Origin of the sequence: Streptomyces sp. NPDC096132, from assembly GCF_044763345.1 — a bacterium.
Taxonomy (GTDB): Bacteria; Actinomycetota; Actinomycetes; order Streptomycetales; family Streptomycetaceae; genus Streptomyces.
Genome location: NZ_JBIWGA010000019.1, coordinates 107,204 through 125,982, shown reverse-complemented (window position 1 = coordinate 125,982; position 18,779 = coordinate 107,204). Strand labels below are relative to the sequence as shown.

Below are 18,779 nucleotides of genomic sequence, written 5' to 3'. Positions count from 1 at the left end.
ACCACGGCGGCGGGGGGCACGCGTGGGGGACAGCGGGCAGGCGGCGGGGCGGGGTGCGTTACGTCGGCGCGCCCTCGGGGCGGTCCTGGCGCTGGCGGCCACGGCGGGGCTGACGGCGTCCGCCACGGATGGGTCCCTCCGGGCCGGGGACGGATCGTCGACAGTGTCGTATCCGCCCGGCCGGGCCACGTCGGCGGCGCGCGCCGACACGGCCGACTGCGATCCCCTGCGCTCGCTGAAGCCACCGGACCGCATGCCCGAGCCGGGCGGGCCGATGCCGCAGGGTTCGGCGATGGAGCGGATCGTCGCGCGGGGGCGCCTCGTCGTCGGGGTGGACCAGAACACGTACCTGTTCGGCTACCGGGATCCCACCACAGGGCTGCTGGACGGGCTGGACATCGCGCTGGTGCGGGAGATCTCCACCGCCCTGTTCGGGCGGCCGGACCGGGTGCAGTTCAAGACCGTGCCGTCGCGGCGACGGATCGAGGTGCTGGAGCAGGGCGAGGTCGACCTCGTCGCCCACTCGATGACCATCACCTGCGAGCGCATGGAACGGGTCCTGTTCAGCAGCGACTACCTCGACTCCGGCCAGCGGGTCCTGGTCCCCGAGGCCTCCGGTGCGAAGACGCTCGCGGACCTCGCCGGACAGCGGGTGTGCACGGCCGACGGCACCACCTCACTGGCCGAGCTGCGCCGGGCCCGTCCGAAGGTGACACCGGTGACGGTCCCCGACTGGACCGACTGTCTGGTCCTGCTCCAGCTGGGGCAGGTGGCCGCCGTGTCGACCACCGACAACGTCCTCGCGGGGCTGCGCGCCCAGGACCCCACGACCCGGATCACCGGCCCTCGGTTCAGCTACGAGCCGCACGGCATCGCCGTGGCGCGGGACTCGCCCGAGCTGGTCCGTTTCGTCAACGGCGTACTGGCCCGCCTGCGCTCCTCGGGAACGCTCCTGGCCCTGCACAAGAAGTGGCTGGGCGCGTACGGCGACTTCTACCCGCCCGCGCCCCGGTACCGGGGCTAGGGGGTGCCCTGGTGCGTGTCGCGGTGCTCGGGCCGGGCGAGGCCCAGTACCCGGTCCTTCAGGGCCGGGAACTGCTCGCGGGTCGCGGTGACCTTCGCCGGGTCGAAGTCGACGGTGAGGACCTGCTCGCCGGGACCGGCCTCGCCCAGCACCTCGCCCCACGGATCCACCACGATCGAGTGACCCGCCTGCGGAACTCCGGCGTGCGTCCCGGCCGTTCCACACGCGAGCACGAACGCCTGGTTCTCGACCGCCCGCGCCTGGACCAGCAGCGTCCAGTGCGCCCGGCGGCGCTCGGGCCAGCCCGCGGGGAGGACCAGGGTCTCGGCGCCGGCGTCGACGAGACCGCGGAAGAGTTCGGGGAAACGGAGGTCGTAGCAGGTGGCCAGCCCGAGGGTCGTCTCCGGGAGACGAACCGTCACCAGTTCCCGCCCCGCGCCCATCAGCACGGCCTCGCCCTTGTCGAAGCCGAAGCGGTGGATCTTGCGGTAGGCGGCGGCGAGCTCACCGGAGGGGGAGAAGACGAGAGACGTGTTGAAAAGAGGACCCTCAGGGTCTCGTTCGGGGATCGAGCCCGCGTGCAGCCACACGCCCGCGTCGCTCGCGGCCTTGGCCATCGCCTCGTAGGTGGGCCCCTGAAGCGGCTCGGCCTCGCTGCCGAACTCCTCGTAGGCGAACGCCCCGGTCGTCCACAGCTCCGGCAGCACCACGAGATCCGCGGCACCGGCTTGTTCCCGTACCAACGAAGCGACCCGCGCCCGCCGCGATTCGACCGATTCGCCCTCTTCTACGGCGATCTGGATCAGAGAGGCGCGCACACTACCACCGTCCTGGCATTCGAGTCGTCCACACAGGCCTACGATCGTCACACGAAAGCACTGCCGGGGTGCCTCACAGCAGCGTAACTTAACGTTCCAAGACACCCGCCAACGCCGTCATCAGCCGTCACCATCCGCCCGTGTACCGACCGCCGAGGGGTCCCGTTCGTGAGTCTGCATCCCACCCTCCAGCCCTACGCCGACGCCTGGACCCACTCCATCGAAGCGATATCCGAGCTGGTGCAGCCGCTCGTCGAGGGCGAGTGGAACCGGCGGACCCCGTGCCCGGGCTGGTCGGTCCGCGATGTGGTCTCCCATGTCATCGGCCTCGACAGCGAGATGTACGGCGACCCGCGCCCGATCCACTCACTCCCGCGCGATCTTTTCCACGTCACCACCGACCTCCAGCGGTACATGGAGATGCAGGTGGACGTCCGCCGCCACCACACCGCGCCGGAGATGACGTCCGAGCTGGAGCTGATGATCATCCGTCGCAACCGCCAGCTGCGCAACGAGTCGCGCCAGCCCGGGACGATCGTCCGCGGCCCCCTCGGCACGGAGCTGACACTGGAGCGGTCGATGCGCAGCCACGCGTTCAACGTGTGGGTGCACGAGCAGGACCTGCGGGCCGCCCTCGGTCACCCCGGCAACCTCGACTCCCCCGGCGCCCACATCGCCCGTGACGTGCTCCTCGCCGAGCTGCCGGCCGTCGTCGCAGAGAAGGCCGATGCCCCGCGCAGCTCCGCGGTCGTCTTCGACGTGCACGGCCCGATCGAGTTCCTGCGCACCATCCGCGTCGACATCCAGGGCCGCGGCACCCTGGAGACCGCCCCCGCGCTCGGCCCCGCCGCCTCCTTCGCCCTCGACTGGGAGACGTTCGTCCGGCTGGCCTGCGGCCGGGTGACGCCGGAGGCGGTCGCGGACCGGGTGAAGGCGGAGGGCGAGCCGGAACTGACGGCGGCGATCCTGCGGAACTTCGCGGTGACCCAGTAGTCGCCGCGGGCGGGTGCAACGGAACGGGCCCGCCGTGGGATCACGGCGGGCCCGTTCACGGGTGGCGTGCGCAGGTCAGCTGATCTTCGCGTAGCCGTAGTTGATGAGCTTCTTCACGTCCGCCGTGCGGCTCGCCGCGTCGGGAGCCGTGAGGACGGTACCCATGACCGACTCGCCGTTGAGCGTGGCGGCGAAGATGAGGCAGTACTTGGCCTCCGTACCGGAACCGGTCTTCACACCGAGCGTGCCGTTCCAGCCGAGCAGCGTGTTGGTGTTGGTCCAGGCACCCATGGTGCGGGTGGAACCGGTCTTGGTGATCGTCTTCGCCGTGTAGGACTTGGTCTTCACGACGGTCTTGAACGTGGAGTTCTTCATCACGCTGCGGGCGAGCAGCGTCAGGTCGCGCGGCGTCGAGGCGTTGGCGCCCTTGCTGATGCCGTCGAACGAGTCGAACTTCGTGTTCGTCATGCCCAGGCTCTTCGCCATGGTGTTCATCTTGGCGATGAAGTTCTTGGTGCGGGCCGCGACGGTCGTGCCGGAGCCGAACTTGTCGGCGAGGGCCATCGCCGCGTCACAGCCGGACTGCAGCATCATCCCGTAGAGGAGCTGACGGACGGTGACCTTGTCGCCCACGATCAGACGGGCGGACGAAGCGCCGTTCGCCACGATGTAGTCGCTGTACGCCTTCTTGATCGTGACCTTGGCGTCCAGGTTCAGGTTCGCCTGCGAGAGCACGACCTTCGCGGTCATGGTCTTCGTGGTGGAGGCGGTGAGCCTCTTGACGTCGGCGGACTTGCTGTAGAGCGTCTTGCCCGTCGCGCTGTTCATCAGGTACGCGCCCTTGGCCGTGAGGGTGGGCGTCGTGACAGCCTGCGCGGGTGCCGCGGTGAGGACTCCTCCGGCGAGCACTGCACTGGCCGTGACGACGACGGCGGCGGCTCGAGCCCGGATGCCCTTTGTGGCGGTTATCAACTGAAATACCCCGATTGTGTTGAATGCCCCTGGAGTGCGGCCGAGTTGACATGGGGAAAGTTGGTGGGGCCGCATGTGTGTGACACGTAAGTAGCACAGAAGGTTGTGCGCTTGCTGGGACGAATTTCTGATGACCTGTGGTTCCGTTCCGCATGCTGGACGAGCCGCGCGATGCGTACGTGTTGTATCTATCCTGTGGTCATGCCGTCCTCCGCCCCGCCGACCCCCGCCCCCAACCCCACCTCCCTCAAGCAACCGCCCGCCGCCGACCGCGTCTACGCCCACGTCAAGCAGGGCGTCCTGGACCGTCGCTACGAGGGCGGCATCCTCCTCACCGAGGGCGAACTGGCCGAAGCCGTCGGCGTCTCCCGCACCCCGGTGCGCGAGGCACTCCTCCGCCTCGAGGTGGAGGGCCTGATCAAGCTGTATCCGAAGAAGGGCGCGCTGGTCCTGCCGGTCTCCGCGCAGGAGATCGCGGACGTGGTGGAGACCCGGCTGCTGGTCGAGGAGCACGCGGCGCGCAAGGCGGTCCCCGCGCCGGCCGGGCTGATCGACCGTCTGGAGGAGCTGCTCGCACGGCAGAAGGAGCAGGCCGCGGCGGGCGACCTGGCGGCGGCCGCGGTCACGGACCGCTGCTTCCACGCGGAGATCGTCCGCAGCGGGGGCAACGAGATCCTCTCCCGGCTCTACGACCAGCTCCGCGACCGCCAGCTGCGCATGGGCGTCGCCGTCCTGCACTCCCACCCCGACCGCATCGCGAAGACCCTGACGGAGCACGAGGAGATCCTGGAGGCGTTGCGCGCGGGCGACGCGGAAGCGGCCGTGGGCATCGTCCACCGGCACGTCAGCTGGTTCTCGCACCTGGCGCGGGGTGAGGTCCGATGAGCGTCACCCGCAGCGGATCCCATTCCATCCTTCCGGGTGATCCCCCGGGCGGGCGACGCGCGGTGGCCGTCTGGGGGATCGGCGTCTCCGTCTACTTCGTCGCCGTCATCTTCCGTACGTCGCTGGGGGTCGCCGGCCTCGACGCGGCCGACCGCTTCCAGGTGAACGCCTCGGCCCTGTCGACCTTCTCGATCCTCCAGCTCCTGGTCTACGCGGGCATGCAGATACCGGTCGGCCTGCTGGTGGACCGCCTCGGCACGAAGAGGGTGCTGACGATCGGCGTCGTCCTCTTCACCGCCGGCCAGCTGGGCTTCGCGTTCTCCCCGTCGTACGGCACGGCGCTGGCCTCCCGCGCGCTGCTCGGCTGCGGGGACGCGATGACGTTCATCAGCGTGCTGCGCCTGGGCACCCGCTGGTTCCCGGCCCGCCGCGGCCCCCTGGTGGCCCAGCTCGCCGGCCTCGCGGGCATGGCGGGCAACCTGGTCTCCACCCTCGTCCTGGCCCGCCTGCTGCACGGCATCGGCTGGACGGCGGCCTTCGCGGGCAGCGCGCTGGCGGGCGTGGTGGTGCTGGTCCTCCTCGTCCTCTTCCTGAAGGACCACCCCGAGGGCCACGAGCCCGAGCCCTTCCCGCACCGGGGCGCCGCATACGTACGCCGTCAGATCGCCGCGTCCTGGCGGGAGCCGGGGACGCGGCTGGGCCTGTGGGTGCACTTCACGACCCAGTTCCCCGCGATGGTGTTCCTGCTGCTGTGGGGCCTGCCGTTCCTCGTGGAGGCCCAGGGGCTGTCCCGGGCGACGGCGGGCGAACTGCTGACCCTGGTGGTCCTGTCCAACATGGTCGTGGGCCTGGTCTACGGCCAGATCGTCGCCCGCCACCACGGCGCGCGGCTCCCGCTGGCGCTGGGCACGGTGGGCGCGACGGCGTTCATGTGGGCGGTGACCCTGGCGTACCCCGCCGACCACGCGCCGATGTGGCTGCTCGTCGTCCTCTGCGTGGTCCTGGGCTCCTGTGGTCCCGCCTCCATGCTCGGCTTCGACTTCGCCCGTCCCGCGAACCCGCCGGAGCGTCAGGGCACGGCCTCCGGCATCACGAACATGGGTGGTTTCGTCGCCTCGATGACGACCCTGTTCGCGGTCGGTGTGCTGCTGGACGCGACCGGCGGCGACTACACGATCGCCTTCTCGGTGGTGTTCGTCCTCCAGGCACTGGGCGTGAGCCAGATCCTGCGCCTGCGCGGGCGGGCGGCCCGGCGGGAACGGGAGCGGCTGGTGGCGAGCCGGGTGGAGACGGTGCACGTACCGGCGTAGACGTTCGGGGACCCCGGACCGGCGGAGGCCCTCCGGGGAAATCCGGTTGTCCGCACATCCGTTCGGCGCCTAGCTTCTGTGCCATCGACGTGTAGCTCAGCAGCAGAGCACCGGGCTCCGGACCCGGAGGGCGCGGGGGCGGCACCCGCCACGTCGGCTATGAACAGCGACGCTGACCAGCAGCACCTCGCACACGCCAACCCGGGCTACGCCTCCGGACAGCTGGCCAAGGCGCTCACCACCGCGCTCACCCACCACGACCCCGACACACGCCGCCGGGCCGATGAACGGGGCCGCTCCTGGCGGGCCGTCCTCGCCGGACTGGCGAACGGCCGTCTGGCGATCGGCTCCCGCACACCCGTCGCGGGACTTCCGGCATGGGTGACGCCCGAGGTCCTGCGCGGCGGCTTCGCCACCGGCCGGCCCAGCGCCTCGGGCCCTCTGACGGAGTACGAGACCGAGACGGCGCGCCTCGCGGGGGTGCCGGCGGAGCGGCAGGCGCTGTTCGCCTACTGCCTGTCCGAGGACGGTCTGGGCCGGCTCTTCGACCTGCTGGACAGCGGCCGGTACGAGGTGACCGTGCCCGAGGAGGCCGCCCTGCTCACCGTGGCCTGGCTGGCCCGGGCCGGGGAGACCGACGCGGCGCTCGCGCTCGTCGGGGAACTCGCCCCCTTCGCCGGGCGCCTGCGCTTCACCCCGCGGCCGTCCGATCGGCCCGCGCCCGAGGCCGGTGCCGTCCACCGGCAGACCGTCGCCGACGCCGGCAAGACCCTGGCCCGGCGCCGGCCCAGCCACGCCGTGGAGACGCAGCGGGAGGCGCTGACCGTGTGGCAGCCCTTCGGCGACGAACTCCTCGCGCACTGGCTGGAGACGGCCGACGACGACGGAACCGTCCATGTCCCGGCGCGTGATGCCCACCCCGGCTGGTACGAGCGCGGGGCGGAGCTGCTGAGCCGCTACCGCGAGCTCGCACGTCGGCACACGTACGGCACGAAGCACCTCAACCCCAAGCGGAACCTGGCGATTCTGCGGGGCGCGCTGGAGGAGACCGTCGTCGGACGGGGTCCCGACGCGCGCCGGCTCGGGCTGCTGCGGCACGCCGTCACCGCGATGGTGCGGCGGCGCGGACTGCCCGGTTCCGCACCGCACACGGCCCTGCGCCGAGAGCAGGCCGCACAGGCGGCGCTGCCCTCCCACCACGCCCTGGCCCAGCTGGTGCTGAGCCGGCTGGCCGGACTGGACCAGGCGGCGGGCGTGACCGAGCCCGAGCCGCTGCTCGTCCCGGTGACCGGGCCCGAGGCGCGGGAGACCGGGCTGCCCGTGGGCGCGACGGTCCCGGCCGCCGTCCGCCGGCCCGTCGAGTCCGCGCTGAGCGCTCCCCTGGGCACGCTGGTGGAGCGCGGTGTCGTGCCGTCGGCGGAGGTCCTGGCCGAGCTCGTGCCGCAGCTCGTCGCCGCGGCCACCGCCCAGGCCTACCCGGACCGCGCCCTGCGCACCCTGGCCGCCGCGAACCACCGCGCGTTCGCGGGCCGGCGTTCGCTGCTGCTGCTCAACCTCCAGCAGCAGGTGCGGATGGAGGAGCTGCCGTGGGTGCGGGCCGTCGCCGTACAGCGTGCCGAGGGCGCCGCGGGCGAGGTGGCGGCCGTCGCGCTGCGGCAGCTGGGCGAGCTGGCCGTGCAGGCGTTCCCCGGGACGATCCTGCCGAACCCGCTGGTCCGCGAACTGTCCGTACTCGCCCGTCAGGCCGACCTGGGCGCGCCCCTGGTCGAGGAGCTGGCCGCCGACATCTTCATGGGCACGTTCACCCCGAAGTTCCTCGCCGCGGCGCGGGTCGCGGCGGAACTGCTCGGCGGCGGCTCGCTCTACGAGCGCTACTACGCCGTCGACTACCGGGCCGTGCGCAACCTGGCGATCGCGGAGGCCGCCGAGGCGCGGACATCCGGCGGGGCGCGGACCCGGCCGTCCCGGCCGCGGACCTCTCCGGGGTTCGCCGAGCTGTGCATGGCGCGGGCCGAGGCGAGTTCGGAAAGCGCGCGGAAGCCGTCCTCCTGGTCGGTGGCCGGGAACGGCAAGGTGATCGAGCAGGCGCAGATCCTCACCACGCACAACCTGGCCACCCTGGTCCACCGGGTCGGCATCGCGCCCGCCCCGGGCTGGGAGGACCTGGCCCGCCGCTGCTTCGTCACGGTGTGCCGGCTGACCGCCCGTGTCCACGGCAATCCGCGCCCGCTGGCCACGATCAAGGACGCGGCCTACGCGTGGCGGCAGATGGTGTTCCATCTGTCCCTGTGCGGCGAGCGGGAGCAGGCCCGGACGCTGACCTGGCTGTCCGAGGAGGTCTCCCGCCACCCCGGCCATGTCGCCGCCCGCCTCGCACCGGCACTGACCGGGCTGCGGCAGGTCGCGGAGGGCGGAACGGCGACCGAAGGCCGCGGCCGACGGCTGCAGGGCTGGACGACCGAACGGCACTGGCTGGCAGCGGATCCGACAGCCAGGGGGTAGAGAGGGAGTACAGGGGGAGCCACGCCCCGAGGGCGTGGCTCCCCCTGTTCACGCCCAGGTGATCAGCCGCTTCGGCTGCTCCAGGATCGCCGCCACGTCCGCCAGCACCTTCGAGCCCAGCTCCCCGTCCACCAGCCGGTGGTCGAAGGAGAGTGCCAGGGTCGTCACCTGGCGGGGCTTCACCTTGCCCTTGTGGACCCACGGCTGGAGCTTGATCGCGCCGACCGCGAGGATCGCGGACTCACCGGGGTTGAGGATCGGGGTGCCGGTGTCGACGCCGAAGACGCCGACGTTGGTGATGGTCACCGTGCCGCCCTGCATGGCGGCGGGGGACGTCTTGCCCTCGCGCGCCGTCGAGACCAGCTCGCTCAGGGACTCGGCCAGCTGCGGCAGCGTCTTGGCCTGCGCGTCCTTGATGTTCGGCACGAGCAGACCGCGCGGGGTGGCCGCCGCGATGCCCAGGTTCACGTAGTGCTTGACCACGATCTCCTGTGCGGCCTCGTCCCAGGAGGCGTTGATCTCCGGGTGGCGCCGGATCGCGACCAGCAGGGCCTTGGCGATCAGCAGCAGCGGGTTGACCCGCAGCCCCTGCATCTCCTTGTCCTGCTTCAGCTCCTCGACCAGCTTGAGCGTGCGCGTGACATCGACCGTGATGAACTCGGTGACATGCGGCGCGGTGAACGCCGAGCCGACCATCGCCGCCGCCGTCGCCTTGCGGACACCCTTGACCGGCACACGGGTCTCGCGTGCCGAGTCGTACGACGGTACGGGCGCCGCCGCGGGGGTCGTGACCGGGGCCGGAGCCTGCGTCACCGGTGCGGGCGCCTGTGCCGGGGCCGCGGCCGCGTGCACGTCCTCCCGCGTGATGATGCCGTCCGGGCCGGTCGGGACCACGGTCGTCAGGTCCACGCCCAGGTCCTTGGCGAGCTTGCGCACCGGCGGTTTGGCCAGCGGGCGCTCCTTCACGGCCGGGGCGCTGCCGTGGCCGTTCAGCTCGGACTGGGGGGCGGCGGTCGCGGGCTCCTGGGCCGGGATCGCGGGGCTCTTGCGGGGGCGGCGCTTGGTGGAGGAGGCGGCCACGCCGTAGCCGACGAGCACCGGCTGGCGGCCGGATCCCTCCGGCTTCTTCTCCTCTGCAGGCCGCACCGCGGGAGCCGGGGCGGGCGCCGCGGCGGCAGCCGGTGCCTCGGCGGGAGCCGGAGCCGCGCCGCCCGTCACGTCGACCGCGATGATCGACGTGCCCACGTCCACCGTGGTGCCCTCGGGGAAGTGCAGTGAGCGGACCACACCGTCGTAGGGGATGGGGAGTTCGACGGCGGCCTTGGCCGTCTCGACCTCGCACACCACCTGGCCGTCGGTGACCGTGTCGCCGGGCTGGACGTACCACTTGAGGATCTCGGCCTCGGTGAGGCCCTCACCGACGTCCGGCATCTTGAACTCGCGTACGGACGCTTCCGTCATCGTCGTCACGACCCTCTCCTCAGTACGCCAGGGCACGGTCGACGGCGTCGAGCACCCGGTCCAGACCCGGCAGGTACTCCTCCTCCAGGCGGGCCGGCGGGTACGGGGCGTGGTAGCCGCCGACCCGGAGCACCGGGGCCTCCAGGTGGTAGAAGCAGCGCTCCGTGATCCGGGCGGCGATCTCCGCGCCGGAGCCGAAGAACACCGGCGCCTCGTGGACCACGACCAGGCGGCGGGTCTTCTCGACCGACGTCTGGATGGAGTCGAAGTCCAGCGGGGAGACCGAGCGCAGGTCCAGGACCTCCAGGTTCCTGCCCTCCTCGGCTGCCGCGGCGGCGGCCTCCAGGCAGAGCTTGACCATCGGGCCGTAGGCGGCGAGCGTCAGGTCGGTGCCCTCGCGGACCACCTGGGCCTTGTGCAGCGGGCCCGGGATGGCCTCCCCCGCGGCGGAGCCGCTGGTGGACCACGTGACCTCGCCCTTGTCCCAGTAGCGCCGCTTGGGCTCGAAGAAGATCACCGGGTCGTCGCACTCGATGGCCTGCTGCATCATCCAGAACGCATCCGAGGCGTTCGACGGGGAGACGACCTTCAGTCCGGCGACGTGCGCGAAGAGCGCTTCCGGGGACTCGGAGTGGTGCTCGACCGCGCCGATGCCGCCGCCGTAGGGGATGCGGACGACGACCGGCATCTTGACCTTGCCCAGGGAGCGGGCGTGCATCTTGGCGAGCTGCGTGACGATCTGGTCGTAGGCCGGGAAGACGAAGCCGTCGAACTGGATCTCCACGACCGGGCGGTAGCCGCGCAGGGCCAGGCCGATCGCGGTGCCGACGATGCCGGACTCGGCCAGCGGGGTGTCGATGACGCGGCTCTCGCCGAAGTCCTTCTGCAGGCCGTCCGTCACCCGGAAGACGCCGCCGAGCTTGCCGACGTCCTCGCCCATGACGAGGACCTTGGGGTCCGCTTCCAGGGCGCGGCGCAGCGACTCGTTGATCGCCTTGGCCAGTGCCATCTTCTCAGCCATCTCAGTTACCCCCCTCGTCCGCGAACGACGCCTGGTAGGCGGCGAACTGGGCCCGCTCCTCGTCGACGAGCGCGTGCCCGTCCGCGTACACGTTCTCGAAGATGGCGAAGTGGTCCGGGTCCGGCATGGCACGGACCGCTTCGCGCACTCGCCTGCCCAACGCCTCGCTCTCGGCCTCGAGTTCCGCGAAGAATCCCTCGTCCGTGTGGTTTGCGGCCGCCAGGTGGCGGCGAAGGCGCAGGATCGGGTCCTTCGCCTCCCATGCCTCGCGCTCCTCGTCGGCCCGGTACTTCGTCGGGTCGTCGGAGGTGGTGTGGGCGCCCATGCGGTACGTGTACGCCTCGACGAGGGTGGGGCCCTCGCCGTTGCGGGCCCGCTCCAGGGCCCAGCGGGTGACCGCGAGGCAGGCCAGCACGTCGTTGCCGTCGACGCGGACGCCGGGGAAGCCGAAGCCCTGGGCGCGCTGGTAGAGCGGGACGCGGGTCTGCTTCTCGGTCGGCTCGGAGATCGCCCACTGGTTGTTCTGGCAGAAGAACACCACCGGCGCGTTGTAGACGGCGGAGAAGGTGAAGGACTCGGCGACGTCGCCCTGGCTGCTCGCGCCGTCGCCGAAGTAGGCGATCACCGCGCTGTCCGCGCCGTCCTTGGCGATGCCCATCGCGTACCCGGTCGCGTGCAGCGTCTGGGAGCCGATGACGATCGTGTAGAGGTGGAAGTTGTTGCCGTTGGGGTCCCAGCCGCCGTTGTTCACCCCGCGGAACATGCCGAGCAGGTTGGTCGGGTCGACCCCGCGGCACCAGGCGACGCCGTGCTCGCGGTAGGTCGGGAAGACGTAGTCGTCGTCGCGCAGCGCCCGGCCGGAGCCGATCTGGGCGGCCTCCTGGCCGAGCAGCGACGCCCACAGGCCCAGCTCGCCCTGGCGCTGCAGGGAGGTGGCCTCGGCGTCGAAGCGGCGGGTTAGCACCATGTCGCGGTAGAGACCGCGGAGCTCTTCGGGGGTGATGCCCGCGACGTACTTGTCGTAGTCGGCGTTCTTGACGCGCTCGCCCTCGGGCGTCAGCAGCTGTACGAGCTGGGGCTCGGCGCCTGGCGCGTTCCTTGCGGTCGTGCGCTTGCCGGCCGTGCTCTTGGTTCCGGCGCTGCGTCGCGGTTTGCGCGCGGCAGTGCTCTCCACGGTCACGTGTGCTCCTCCGTCGGTCCGGCTACCCGGGTTCGCCGGGTGCCAGTGCGGCTCACCTGTGCCTTCGCATCCGCACAGGGTGGGTGCGGCAAAACGGGCACAGATGTGACAGGTGCCCCGGCGAGCGCCCTGCAACAGGCACGTTACCCAGTAGCCCACATTTCTGTGAAACCCCTCCTGACCTGCGTTTTTGCTTGGATTTCCAAGTAAATTCGCAAAATCGGGAACTCTTCCTGGTCACAGCCTTGCAGGGGGCCGGAACAAGGGCACGTTATCCCGGTGACCGAGGTCACGGGAAGAGTCCCCCGAATGCACCACGCGCGCGTGATGCCCCGGAAAGGGCTTCACGCGCGCGTGGCTGAAATATGACGCCGGTCAGTTGCCGCCGAGGCCGGCCCCCAGGGTGGTGCTGCCCTGGTCGGTGCCGCCGTTGTCGGAACCGTCCGTCGTGCCCTCGCTGGTCCCGCCGTCCGCCGCCGGGTCGGTCGTCGCCGGGTTGCTCGGCTGCGTGGTCTCCGGGTCCGTCTCCTCCTGCGAGGGGTCGGAGGTGGCGGTCTGCGACGGCGTGTACGACGGCGTGTACGAGGGTGTGTACGACGGCGTGTTGTACGACCCGGAGTCCGAGCCGGTGCTGTCGTCCGAGGTGTCGTCCGTGGACTCCTCGGTCTCGTCGTCCGTCGGCGACTCGCTCGCCTCGGCGCTCGGCGACTGGGTGGCGCTCGGCGACGTCGTGGTCCCGTCGTCGCTGGTGCCCGTGACCCTGTTCTGCAGTGCGAGCGCGACTCCCGCCGCGATGGCGATCACCGCGAGGACGGCCAGGATCCACAGCTTGCCGCGGCCGCTGCCCTTGTTGCCGTGCCCCTCGAAGCCGCCGTCGTCGCCGCTGCCGTAGCCCGTGGGCAGGATCGGCTGCGGGATCTGCGAGGTGCTGGAGCCGTCGTGGTGCGGCAGCACCGTGGTGCTCGCGAAGCCGCCGGAGGACGGGCCGCCCCGGCCGTCGTGCAGGGCGACCGGGCCGGTGTTCCAGGTGCCGGTGTGGCCGCCCTGGTCGTACAGCATCTGGAGCGCGTACTGGACGAGTCCGCGCATCTCCTCGGCCGTCTGGAACCGGTCGTCGGGCTCCTTGGCGAGGGACCGCATGACGAGCCCGTCGAGTTCCGGCGGGCACGCGCCCTCCGAGGTGTTCGACGGCGGCAGGGGGATGTCCTGCACATGCTGGTAGACCACCGCCAGCGGGGTCTCGCCGATGAACGGCGGGCGCAGCGCCAGCAGTTCGTACAGGAGGCAGCCCGTCGCGTACAGGTCGGAGCGGTGGTCGACGGCCTTGCCGAGCGCCTGCTCCGGGGAGAGGTACTGCGGGGTGCCCATGACCATGCCGGTCTGCGTCATCGTCGTGGACGCGCCGTGCAGGGCGCGCGCGATGCCGAAGTCCATCACCTTGACCGCGCCGTTGTTCGTGATGATCACGTTGGCGGGCTTGATGTCACGGTGCACGATGCCGTGCTGGTGCGAGTAGGCGAGCGCCTCCAGCACACCGGAGACGATGATCAGGGCCTGCTCGGGCCCGGGCGCCTCGGCGGTGAGCAGGAGGTCGCGGATGGTGCGGCCCTCGACGATCTCCATCACGATGTACGGCACGCTCTGGCCGCCCACGAAGTCCTCACCGGAGTCGTACACGGCGACGATCGCGTGGTGGTTGAGGCCGGCCACCGACTGGGCCTCGCGCGTGAAGCGGGCCTTGGACGTGGGGTCCTCGGCGAGGTCGGCGCGCAGCAGCTTGACCGCGACGGTCCGGCCGAGACGTACGTCCTCGGCCGCGAACACCTCGGCCATACCGCCCCGGCCGAGTCTGCGGGTCAGCCGGTACCGGCCGTCGCCGACCAGTCCGCCGTTGCCCCAGTTCTCCGGCGCGTCTGACATACCGCCGCCAGTCGCCTCGGGGTCGGACGGGCCCTGGGGCTGCTGCTGTGCCATCAGTCCTCGCCGTCGTTTCTGCCCGCGGTGCGCGCGGTGTTGTTACGGTCTCCGTCGGCCACGCTACAGCCTCCGCGCAAGCCTCCGGTCCTGGATGAGCCCCTGACGAGCTCCGCCGCCGGTCCGAGACGGACCGGTCATCAAACCTGTACTACGTGCCGGCATGCAAATTGTGTGTACCGGCCGCAAGCCACCTGTAACGCTTCCGCGACGCTTCTTTCTCGTAGGGTCACGGAACGGGCACCGAGCTTGACGTGTCAGTGCCCTACGGCAGACTTGGCCGGGAATAGCACTTTCGATCAACGGCAGTCAACGGCGCCTGAAGGCCCACGGGGGACGAGGAACATGAGCCAGGACGGCGCACAGGGCGGTCATCCGGCGCGGGCGCTGGCCAACGGCCGGTATCAGCTGCGCGACCTGCTCGGCCAGGGCGGCATGGCCTCGGTGCATCTCGCCTACGACTCCGTGCTCGACCGCCAGGTCGCGATCAAGACACTCCACACCGAACTGGGCCGGGAACAGGCCTTCCGCGAGCGGTTCCGCCGCGAGGCCCAGGCCGTGGCCAAGCTCACGCACACCAACATCGTCTCGGTCTTCGACACCGGCGAGGACGAGATGGGCGGTCTGACGACTCCCTACATCGTCATGGAGTACGTGGAGGGCCGCCCGCTCGGCTCGGTGCTCGACGAGGACGTACGGCAGCAGGGCGCGATGCCCGCCGACAAGGCACTGAAGATCACCGCGGACGTGCTGGCCGCGCTGGAGATCAGCCACGAGATGGGGCTGGTCCACCGCGACATCAAGCCCGGCAACGTGATGATGACCAAGCGCGGGGTCGTCAAGGTGATGGACTTCGGCATCGCCCGTGCCATGCAGTCCGGCGTGACCTCGATGACGCAGACCGGCATGGTCGTCGGCACCCCGCAGTACCTCTCGCCCGAGCAGGCGCTGGGCCGTGGCGTGGACGCCCGCTCCGACCTGTACTCGGTCGGCATCATGCTGTTCCAACTGGTCACCGGCCGGCTGCCGTTCGACGCGGACTCGGCGCTGGCGATCGCGTACGCGCATGTGCAGGAGGAGCCGGTGGCACCCTCCTCGATCAACCGGTCGCTGCCGCCCGCCCTGGACGCGCTGGTCGCCCGCGCGCTGAAGAAGAACCCGAACGAGCGTTTCCCGACGGCCGTCGCCATGCGCGACGAGTGCCTGCGCGTCGCGGCCTCCTTCCAGGCGGCCCCGCCGAGCATCGTCCCGGGCACCCCGCAGCAGAGCGGCTCGGGCGTCGGCTCCGCGGTGTTCCCGCCGGTCGGCCAGCACACCCCCCAGCCGCCCATGGGCCACGTCCAGACGCCGTACCAGCCGACCCCGGCCCCGAACCCGTACGGCGCCCCGACCCCGCCGTCCTACGGCTACCCGCAGCAGGGCGGCTACCAGACGCCCGCCCCGGCCTACGGCCACCAGCAGGGACCGCCCACGCCACCGGCGTACAACCTCGCCCCGCGGCCCTCGGCCGCGGTGTCCTCGGGCGGCGGCAAGGGCAACAAGCCGGTGGTCATCGGTTCGACCCTGGTCGCGGTGGTGGCGGTGGGCGCGCTGCTGGCGAGCCTCGCGTTCAACGACAACGACGACGACAACGGCGGCAGCGGCGGCTCCAGCGCGTCCTCGTCGGCGACCAAGGCGGCCGGCTACCGCGGTCCGGACACGTCCAAGACGATCGAGTCGACCGAGTGCTCCGAGCCCGACGAGTCGTACAACGACCCCGACAAGATCCGGGTGCCGGACTTCAAGTTCAAGTACATCCAGTCCGTCAAGTCCTGCTTCCAGGCGGCCGGCTGGAAGATGAAGATCAAGTACGTGGACGAGAACACCTACGGCGACGGCGCGGTCATGGACCAGTTCCCGTCCGCCGGGACGGACGTCGACCCGGAGGACATGCCGGAGATCGAACTGAGCGTGTCGACGGGCAACCCGGCGTCCTGACCCGCCCGATGACATGAGAGAGGGCCCGGCTCACGCCGGGCCCTAGGGCTGTGGGAACGCGCTGTGCCTACAGGTACGGGCCACCCGAACGGCCGCCCGTGCGCGGATCGTCGACGCCCTCGTGACCACCCACCCCCGGCGGCAGCGCCCGGCGCATCTGCTCCAACTGCGCGCGTGCGGCCATCTGCTGGGCGAACAGGGTGGTCTGGATGCCGTGGAAGAGCCCCTCCAGCCAGCCGACCAACTGGGCCTGCGCGATGCGCAGTTCCGAGTCGCTCGGGGTGGAGTCCTCGTTGAACGGCAGGGAGAGCCGCTCCAGCTCCTCGACGAGCTCCGGCGCCAGACCGTCCTCCAGCTCCTTCACCGAGCTGGCGTGGATCTCCTTCAGCCGGGCCCGGCTCGCCTCGTCCAGGGGAGCCGCGCGCACCTCCTCCAGCAACTGCTTGATCATGCTGCCGATCCGCATGACCTTCGCCGGCTGCTCGACCTGCTCCGTCACCGGGATCTCACGGGAGTCCTCATCGGCGTCGACGCCACCGAGTGCCATGCCGTCCTGGCCCACGACCAGGATCTTCTGGGCGGTCTCCGGCGACCTATCGTTCCTCGGCATCTCCATGCCGCCATTCTCTCGCACCCGTACACCTCATCACCGTGGTGCCCCCCATGGAGGATGATCCACCGTTTCCGCCCGGCCCTTGTCCCATACACGTTCGGCACACCCCGGAATGCGGGCGAATGTTCCGAGTGTGAGGCTTATGGCCTCATTCCTTGGCAACTGAGACCGGGAGGGGGTCACCGGCGTGACTCCATGGCGGCGGGGGTTGTGTGCGGTGGGGGTGGGAGCGGCCGTCGTGCTGCCCGGGGGTGCACCGGTGTACGGCGCCGTTTCGACGTACGGGGGCGTTTCGTCGTACGGAAGCGTTTCGTCGTACGAGGGCGTATCGACGCGGGGATCCGGGTCGACGCAGGGATCCGGGTCGACGCAGGGATCCAGGACAACACAGGGGTCCGGGTCAACGCAGGGGTCCGGGTCGACGCAGGGATCCGGGTCGACGCAGGAGTCCAGGTCGACGCAGGAGTCCAGGTCAACGCATCGAGGCGGGTCGCCGCAGGGGACCGTTCCGTCGCACCGGGGCGGGTCGGGGCACGGGCCCGCGGCGACGCGCCGGGAAGGGACGGCGCACCCGGCCGCCGGTTCGGTGTCGGCCCGTCCCTCCCCTTCCTCCTCCGGGCCCGACCGGGCCGGTAGCCGGGCTGGTGAGGGGCGAGCGCGGCCGGGTCGGCCGGACGTACGGGACGAGGACGCGGAGGAGGACGAGACCGCGGACGAGGAGGGTGCGGGGACCGGCGAGGAGGACGCGGGCGACGGCCGGACGGAGGACCACTCGGAGGACTCCGACGACACCGCCGAACCCTCGACCGACCCGGACGCCGACGACGTGCCGAAGTCGCCCGAGGCGGCCGCCGTGGCGCCGGTGGACTCCGCCCCGCCCCAGGACGGCGTGGGCGGAGCCGCCGCGCAGGGGGAGCCGGCCGAGGGGCCCGTGCTGCGGATCCTGCCGCTGGGCAGCGGGCTCGTCCTCATCGGCCTCGGCCTGGCCCTCGGCCTCGCCGCCCTGCGGCTGCGGCGGCCCTGAGCGGGGCGCGCAGGTCCCGGCAGGGGCTCCACGTCCCCGGTGTCTACGGCGTCACCAGCAGCACCTTGCCGACGTGGCTGCTCTCCTCGACGACCCGGTGGGCGGCGGCCGCGTCGCTCATCGGGACCTCGCGGTCGACGACGGGACGGACATGACCGTCCGCGATGAGGGGCCAGACGTGTTCGCGTACGGCCGCGACGATGGCCGTCTTCTCCTCCGGCGGGCGCGCCCGCAGCGAGGTCGCGCTGATGGCGGCGCGCTTGCCGAGGAGGGCGCCGATGTTCAGCTCGCCCTTGATCCCGCCCTGCATGCCGATGATCGCGAGCCGCCCGTTGACGGCGAGGCTCTGGACGTTGCGGTCCAGGTACTTCGCGCCCATGTTGTCGAGGATGACGTCGGCACCCGCGCCGCCGGTGGCCGCCTTCAGCTCGGCGACGAAGTCCTGCTCGCGGTAGTTGATCAGGATGTCCGCGCCCAGCTCGGCGCACTGGTCCAGCTTCTCCTTGGTGCCGGCGGTGACCGCGACCTTCGCGCCGGCGGCCTTGGCGAGCTGGATCGCCATGGTGCCGATGCCGCTGGAGCCGCCGTGCACGAGCAGTGTCTCGCCGGGGCGCAGATGGGCGACCATGAACACGTTCGACCAGACCGTGCAGGTCACCTCGGGGAGCGCGGCGGCCTGCCGGAGGTCGACCCCCTCGGGCACGGGCAGCAGCTGGCCGGCCGGGACGGCGACCTTCTCGGCGTAGCCGCCGCCCGCGAGCAGCGCGCACACCTCGTCGCCGACGGCCCAGCCGGAGACCCCGGGGCCGAGCGCGGCGACCCGTCCGGAGCACTCCAGGCCGGGGTAGCGGGAGGCGCCGGGCGGCGGGTCGTAGAAGCCCTGCCGCTGGAGGATGTCGGCGCGGTTGACGGCGCCGGCCACCACCTCGACCAGGACCTCGCCCTCGCCGGGGACGGGATCGGGGACCTCGTCCCACACCAGCGCCTCGGGACCACCAGGTTCGGGAATCGTGATCGCATGCATG

Annotated in this window: 15 protein-coding genes and 1 tRNA gene; 8 read left to right on the top strand and 8 right to left on the bottom strand. The window is 71.4% G+C overall.

What is annotated here, in order from left to right; genetic code table 11:
• Nucleotides 1-163: 163 nt before the first annotated feature.
• The gene (locus tag ACIRF9_RS36285; RefSeq protein ID WP_403831160.1) at nucleotides 164-1,024 is read left to right on the top strand and encodes a glutamate ABC transporter substrate-binding protein; all 861 of its coding nucleotides are present in this window, start codon (nucleotides 164-166) and stop codon (nucleotides 1,022-1,024) included.
• On the opposite strand, the gene ACIRF9_RS36280 is transcribed toward ACIRF9_RS36285, so the two are convergent.
• Complete coding sequence (locus ACIRF9_RS36280) at nucleotides 1,021-1,842, bottom strand: carbon-nitrogen family hydrolase (protein WP_403831158.1); 822 nt, start codon at nucleotides 1,840-1,842, stop codon at nucleotides 1,021-1,023. The two genes, ACIRF9_RS36285 and ACIRF9_RS36280, sit on opposite strands and share 4 nt — an antisense overlap.
• A 168-nt stretch (nucleotides 1,843-2,010) precedes the next feature.
• On the opposite strand from ACIRF9_RS36280, the gene ACIRF9_RS36275 reads away from it, so the two are divergent.
• On the top strand, nucleotides 2,011-2,835 hold the full coding sequence (locus tag ACIRF9_RS36275; RefSeq protein ID WP_403831155.1) for a maleylpyruvate isomerase family mycothiol-dependent enzyme: 825 nt from the start codon (nucleotides 2,011-2,013) through the stop codon (nucleotides 2,833-2,835).
• A gap of 75 nt (nucleotides 2,836-2,910) precedes the next feature.
• On the opposite strand, the gene ACIRF9_RS36270 is transcribed toward ACIRF9_RS36275, so the two are convergent.
• Entirely contained in the window at nucleotides 2,911-3,807 is an 897-nt protein-coding gene (locus ACIRF9_RS36270) for a D-alanyl-D-alanine carboxypeptidase family protein (protein WP_403831153.1), read from the bottom strand.
• Nucleotides 3,808-4,008: 201 nt separating this feature from the next.
• Between ACIRF9_RS36270 and ACIRF9_RS36265 the strand changes: the two genes are divergently transcribed.
• The 4 genes from ACIRF9_RS36265 (at nucleotide 4,009) to ACIRF9_RS36250 (ending at nucleotide 8,504) form a co-directional block, all read left to right on the top strand.
• The gene (locus ACIRF9_RS36265; RefSeq protein ID WP_403831151.1) at nucleotides 4,009-4,692 is read left to right on the top strand and encodes a GntR family transcriptional regulator; all 684 of its coding nucleotides are present in this window, start codon (nucleotides 4,009-4,011) and stop codon (nucleotides 4,690-4,692) included.
• The gene (locus ACIRF9_RS36260; protein ID WP_403831149.1) at nucleotides 4,689-6,002 is read left to right on the top strand and encodes a nitrate/nitrite transporter; all 1,314 of its coding nucleotides are present in this window, start codon (nucleotides 4,689-4,691) and stop codon (nucleotides 6,000-6,002) included. The genes ACIRF9_RS36265 and ACIRF9_RS36260 overlap by 4 nt, the downstream gene beginning before the upstream one ends.
• Before the next feature lie 85 nt (nucleotides 6,003-6,087).
• A tRNA-Arg gene (locus tag ACIRF9_RS36255) sits at nucleotides 6,088-6,159 on the top strand.
• A 2-nt stretch (nucleotides 6,160-6,161) separates the two neighbouring features.
• Nucleotides 6,162-8,504, top strand: coding sequence for a hypothetical protein (locus ACIRF9_RS36250; protein WP_403831147.1), 2,343 nt, complete (start codon nucleotides 6,162-6,164; stop codon nucleotides 8,502-8,504).
• A gap of 48 nt (nucleotides 8,505-8,552) precedes the next feature.
• Here ACIRF9_RS36250 and ACIRF9_RS36245 read toward each other — a convergent pair whose 3' ends face one another.
• The 4 genes from ACIRF9_RS36245 to ACIRF9_RS36230 form a co-directional block, all read right to left on the bottom strand.
• On the bottom strand, nucleotides 8,553-9,974 hold the full coding sequence (locus ACIRF9_RS36245) for a dihydrolipoamide acetyltransferase family protein (protein WP_403831143.1): 1,422 nt from the start codon (nucleotides 9,972-9,974) through the stop codon (nucleotides 8,553-8,555).
• A gap of 10 nt (nucleotides 9,975-9,984) precedes the next feature.
• Nucleotides 9,985-10,986, bottom strand: a complete 1,002-nt coding sequence (locus ACIRF9_RS36240; RefSeq protein WP_403831140.1) for an alpha-ketoacid dehydrogenase subunit beta — start codon at nucleotides 10,984-10,986, stop codon at nucleotides 9,985-9,987.
• A gap of 1 nt (nucleotide 10,987) precedes the next feature.
• On the bottom strand, nucleotides 10,988-12,166 hold the full coding sequence (gene pdhA, locus ACIRF9_RS36235) for a pyruvate dehydrogenase (acetyl-transferring) E1 component subunit alpha (protein ID WP_403831138.1): 1,179 nt from the start codon (nucleotides 12,164-12,166) through the stop codon (nucleotides 10,988-10,990).
• 375 nt (nucleotides 12,167-12,541) lie between these two features.
• Nucleotides 12,542-14,140 carry a protein kinase gene (locus ACIRF9_RS36230; RefSeq protein ID WP_403831135.1) on the bottom strand — a complete coding sequence of 533 codons (1,599 nt, stop codon included), beginning with the start codon at nucleotides 14,138-14,140 and terminating at the stop codon, nucleotides 12,542-12,544.
• A gap of 345 nt (nucleotides 14,141-14,485) precedes the next feature.
• Here ACIRF9_RS36230 and ACIRF9_RS36225 point away from each other — a divergent pair, with 345 nt between their 5' ends.
• Nucleotides 14,486-16,117 (top strand): protein kinase, encoded by a 1,632-nt coding sequence (locus ACIRF9_RS36225; protein ID WP_403831132.1) that lies wholly within the window; start codon nucleotides 14,486-14,488, stop codon nucleotides 16,115-16,117.
• A 67-nt stretch (nucleotides 16,118-16,184) separates the two neighbouring features.
• Here the strand turns inward: ACIRF9_RS36225 and ACIRF9_RS36220 are convergent, their stop codons facing one another.
• Entirely contained in the window at nucleotides 16,185-16,733 is a 549-nt protein-coding gene (locus ACIRF9_RS36220; protein WP_403831130.1) for a bacterial proteasome activator family protein, read from the bottom strand.
• A gap of 583 nt (nucleotides 16,734-17,316) precedes the next feature.
• On the opposite strand from ACIRF9_RS36220, the gene ACIRF9_RS36215 reads away from it, so the two are divergent.
• Nucleotides 17,317-17,754, top strand: coding sequence for a hypothetical protein (locus tag ACIRF9_RS36215; RefSeq protein ID WP_403831128.1), 438 nt, complete (start codon nucleotides 17,317-17,319; stop codon nucleotides 17,752-17,754).
• Nucleotides 17,755-17,797: 43 nt separating this feature from the next.
• Here ACIRF9_RS36215 and ACIRF9_RS36210 read toward each other — a convergent pair whose 3' ends face one another.
• Nucleotides 17,798-18,778: an NAD(P)H-quinone oxidoreductase gene (locus ACIRF9_RS36210; RefSeq protein ID WP_403831126.1), complete on the bottom strand. Its 981-nt coding sequence runs from the start codon at nucleotides 18,776-18,778 to the stop codon at nucleotides 17,798-17,800.
• Between the last annotated feature and the right edge of the window lies 1 nt (nucleotide 18,779).

What these genes read in the sequence shown, in the direction of transcription:
- ACIRF9_RS36225 (WP_403831132.1), top strand. Translation starts at nt 14,486, where the DNA reads ATGAGCCAGGACGGCGCACAGGGCGGTCATCCGGCGCGGGCGCTGGCC.
- ACIRF9_RS36220 (WP_403831130.1), bottom strand. Translation starts at nt 16,733, where the DNA reads ATGGAGATGCCGAGGAACGATAGGTCGCCGGAGACCGCCCAGAAGATC.
- ACIRF9_RS36265 (WP_403831151.1), top strand. Translation starts at nt 4,009, where the DNA reads ATGCCGTCCTCCGCCCCGCCGACCCCCGCCCCCAACCCCACCTCCCTC.
- ACIRF9_RS36260 (WP_403831149.1), top strand. Translation starts at nt 4,689, where the DNA reads ATGAGCGTCACCCGCAGCGGATCCCATTCCATCCTTCCGGGTGATCCC.
- ACIRF9_RS36250 (WP_403831147.1), top strand. Translation starts at nt 6,162, where the DNA reads ATGAACAGCGACGCTGACCAGCAGCACCTCGCACACGCCAACCCGGGC.
- ACIRF9_RS36230 (WP_403831135.1), bottom strand. Translation starts at nt 14,140, where the DNA reads ATGGCACAGCAGCAGCCCCAGGGCCCGTCCGACCCCGAGGCGACTGGC.
- ACIRF9_RS36240 (WP_403831140.1), bottom strand. Translation starts at nt 10,986, where the DNA reads ATGGCTGAGAAGATGGCACTGGCCAAGGCGATCAACGAGTCGCTGCGC.
- ACIRF9_RS36210 (WP_403831126.1), bottom strand. Translation starts at nt 18,778, where the DNA reads ATGCATGCGATCACGATTCCCGAACCTGGTGGTCCCGAGGCGCTGGTG.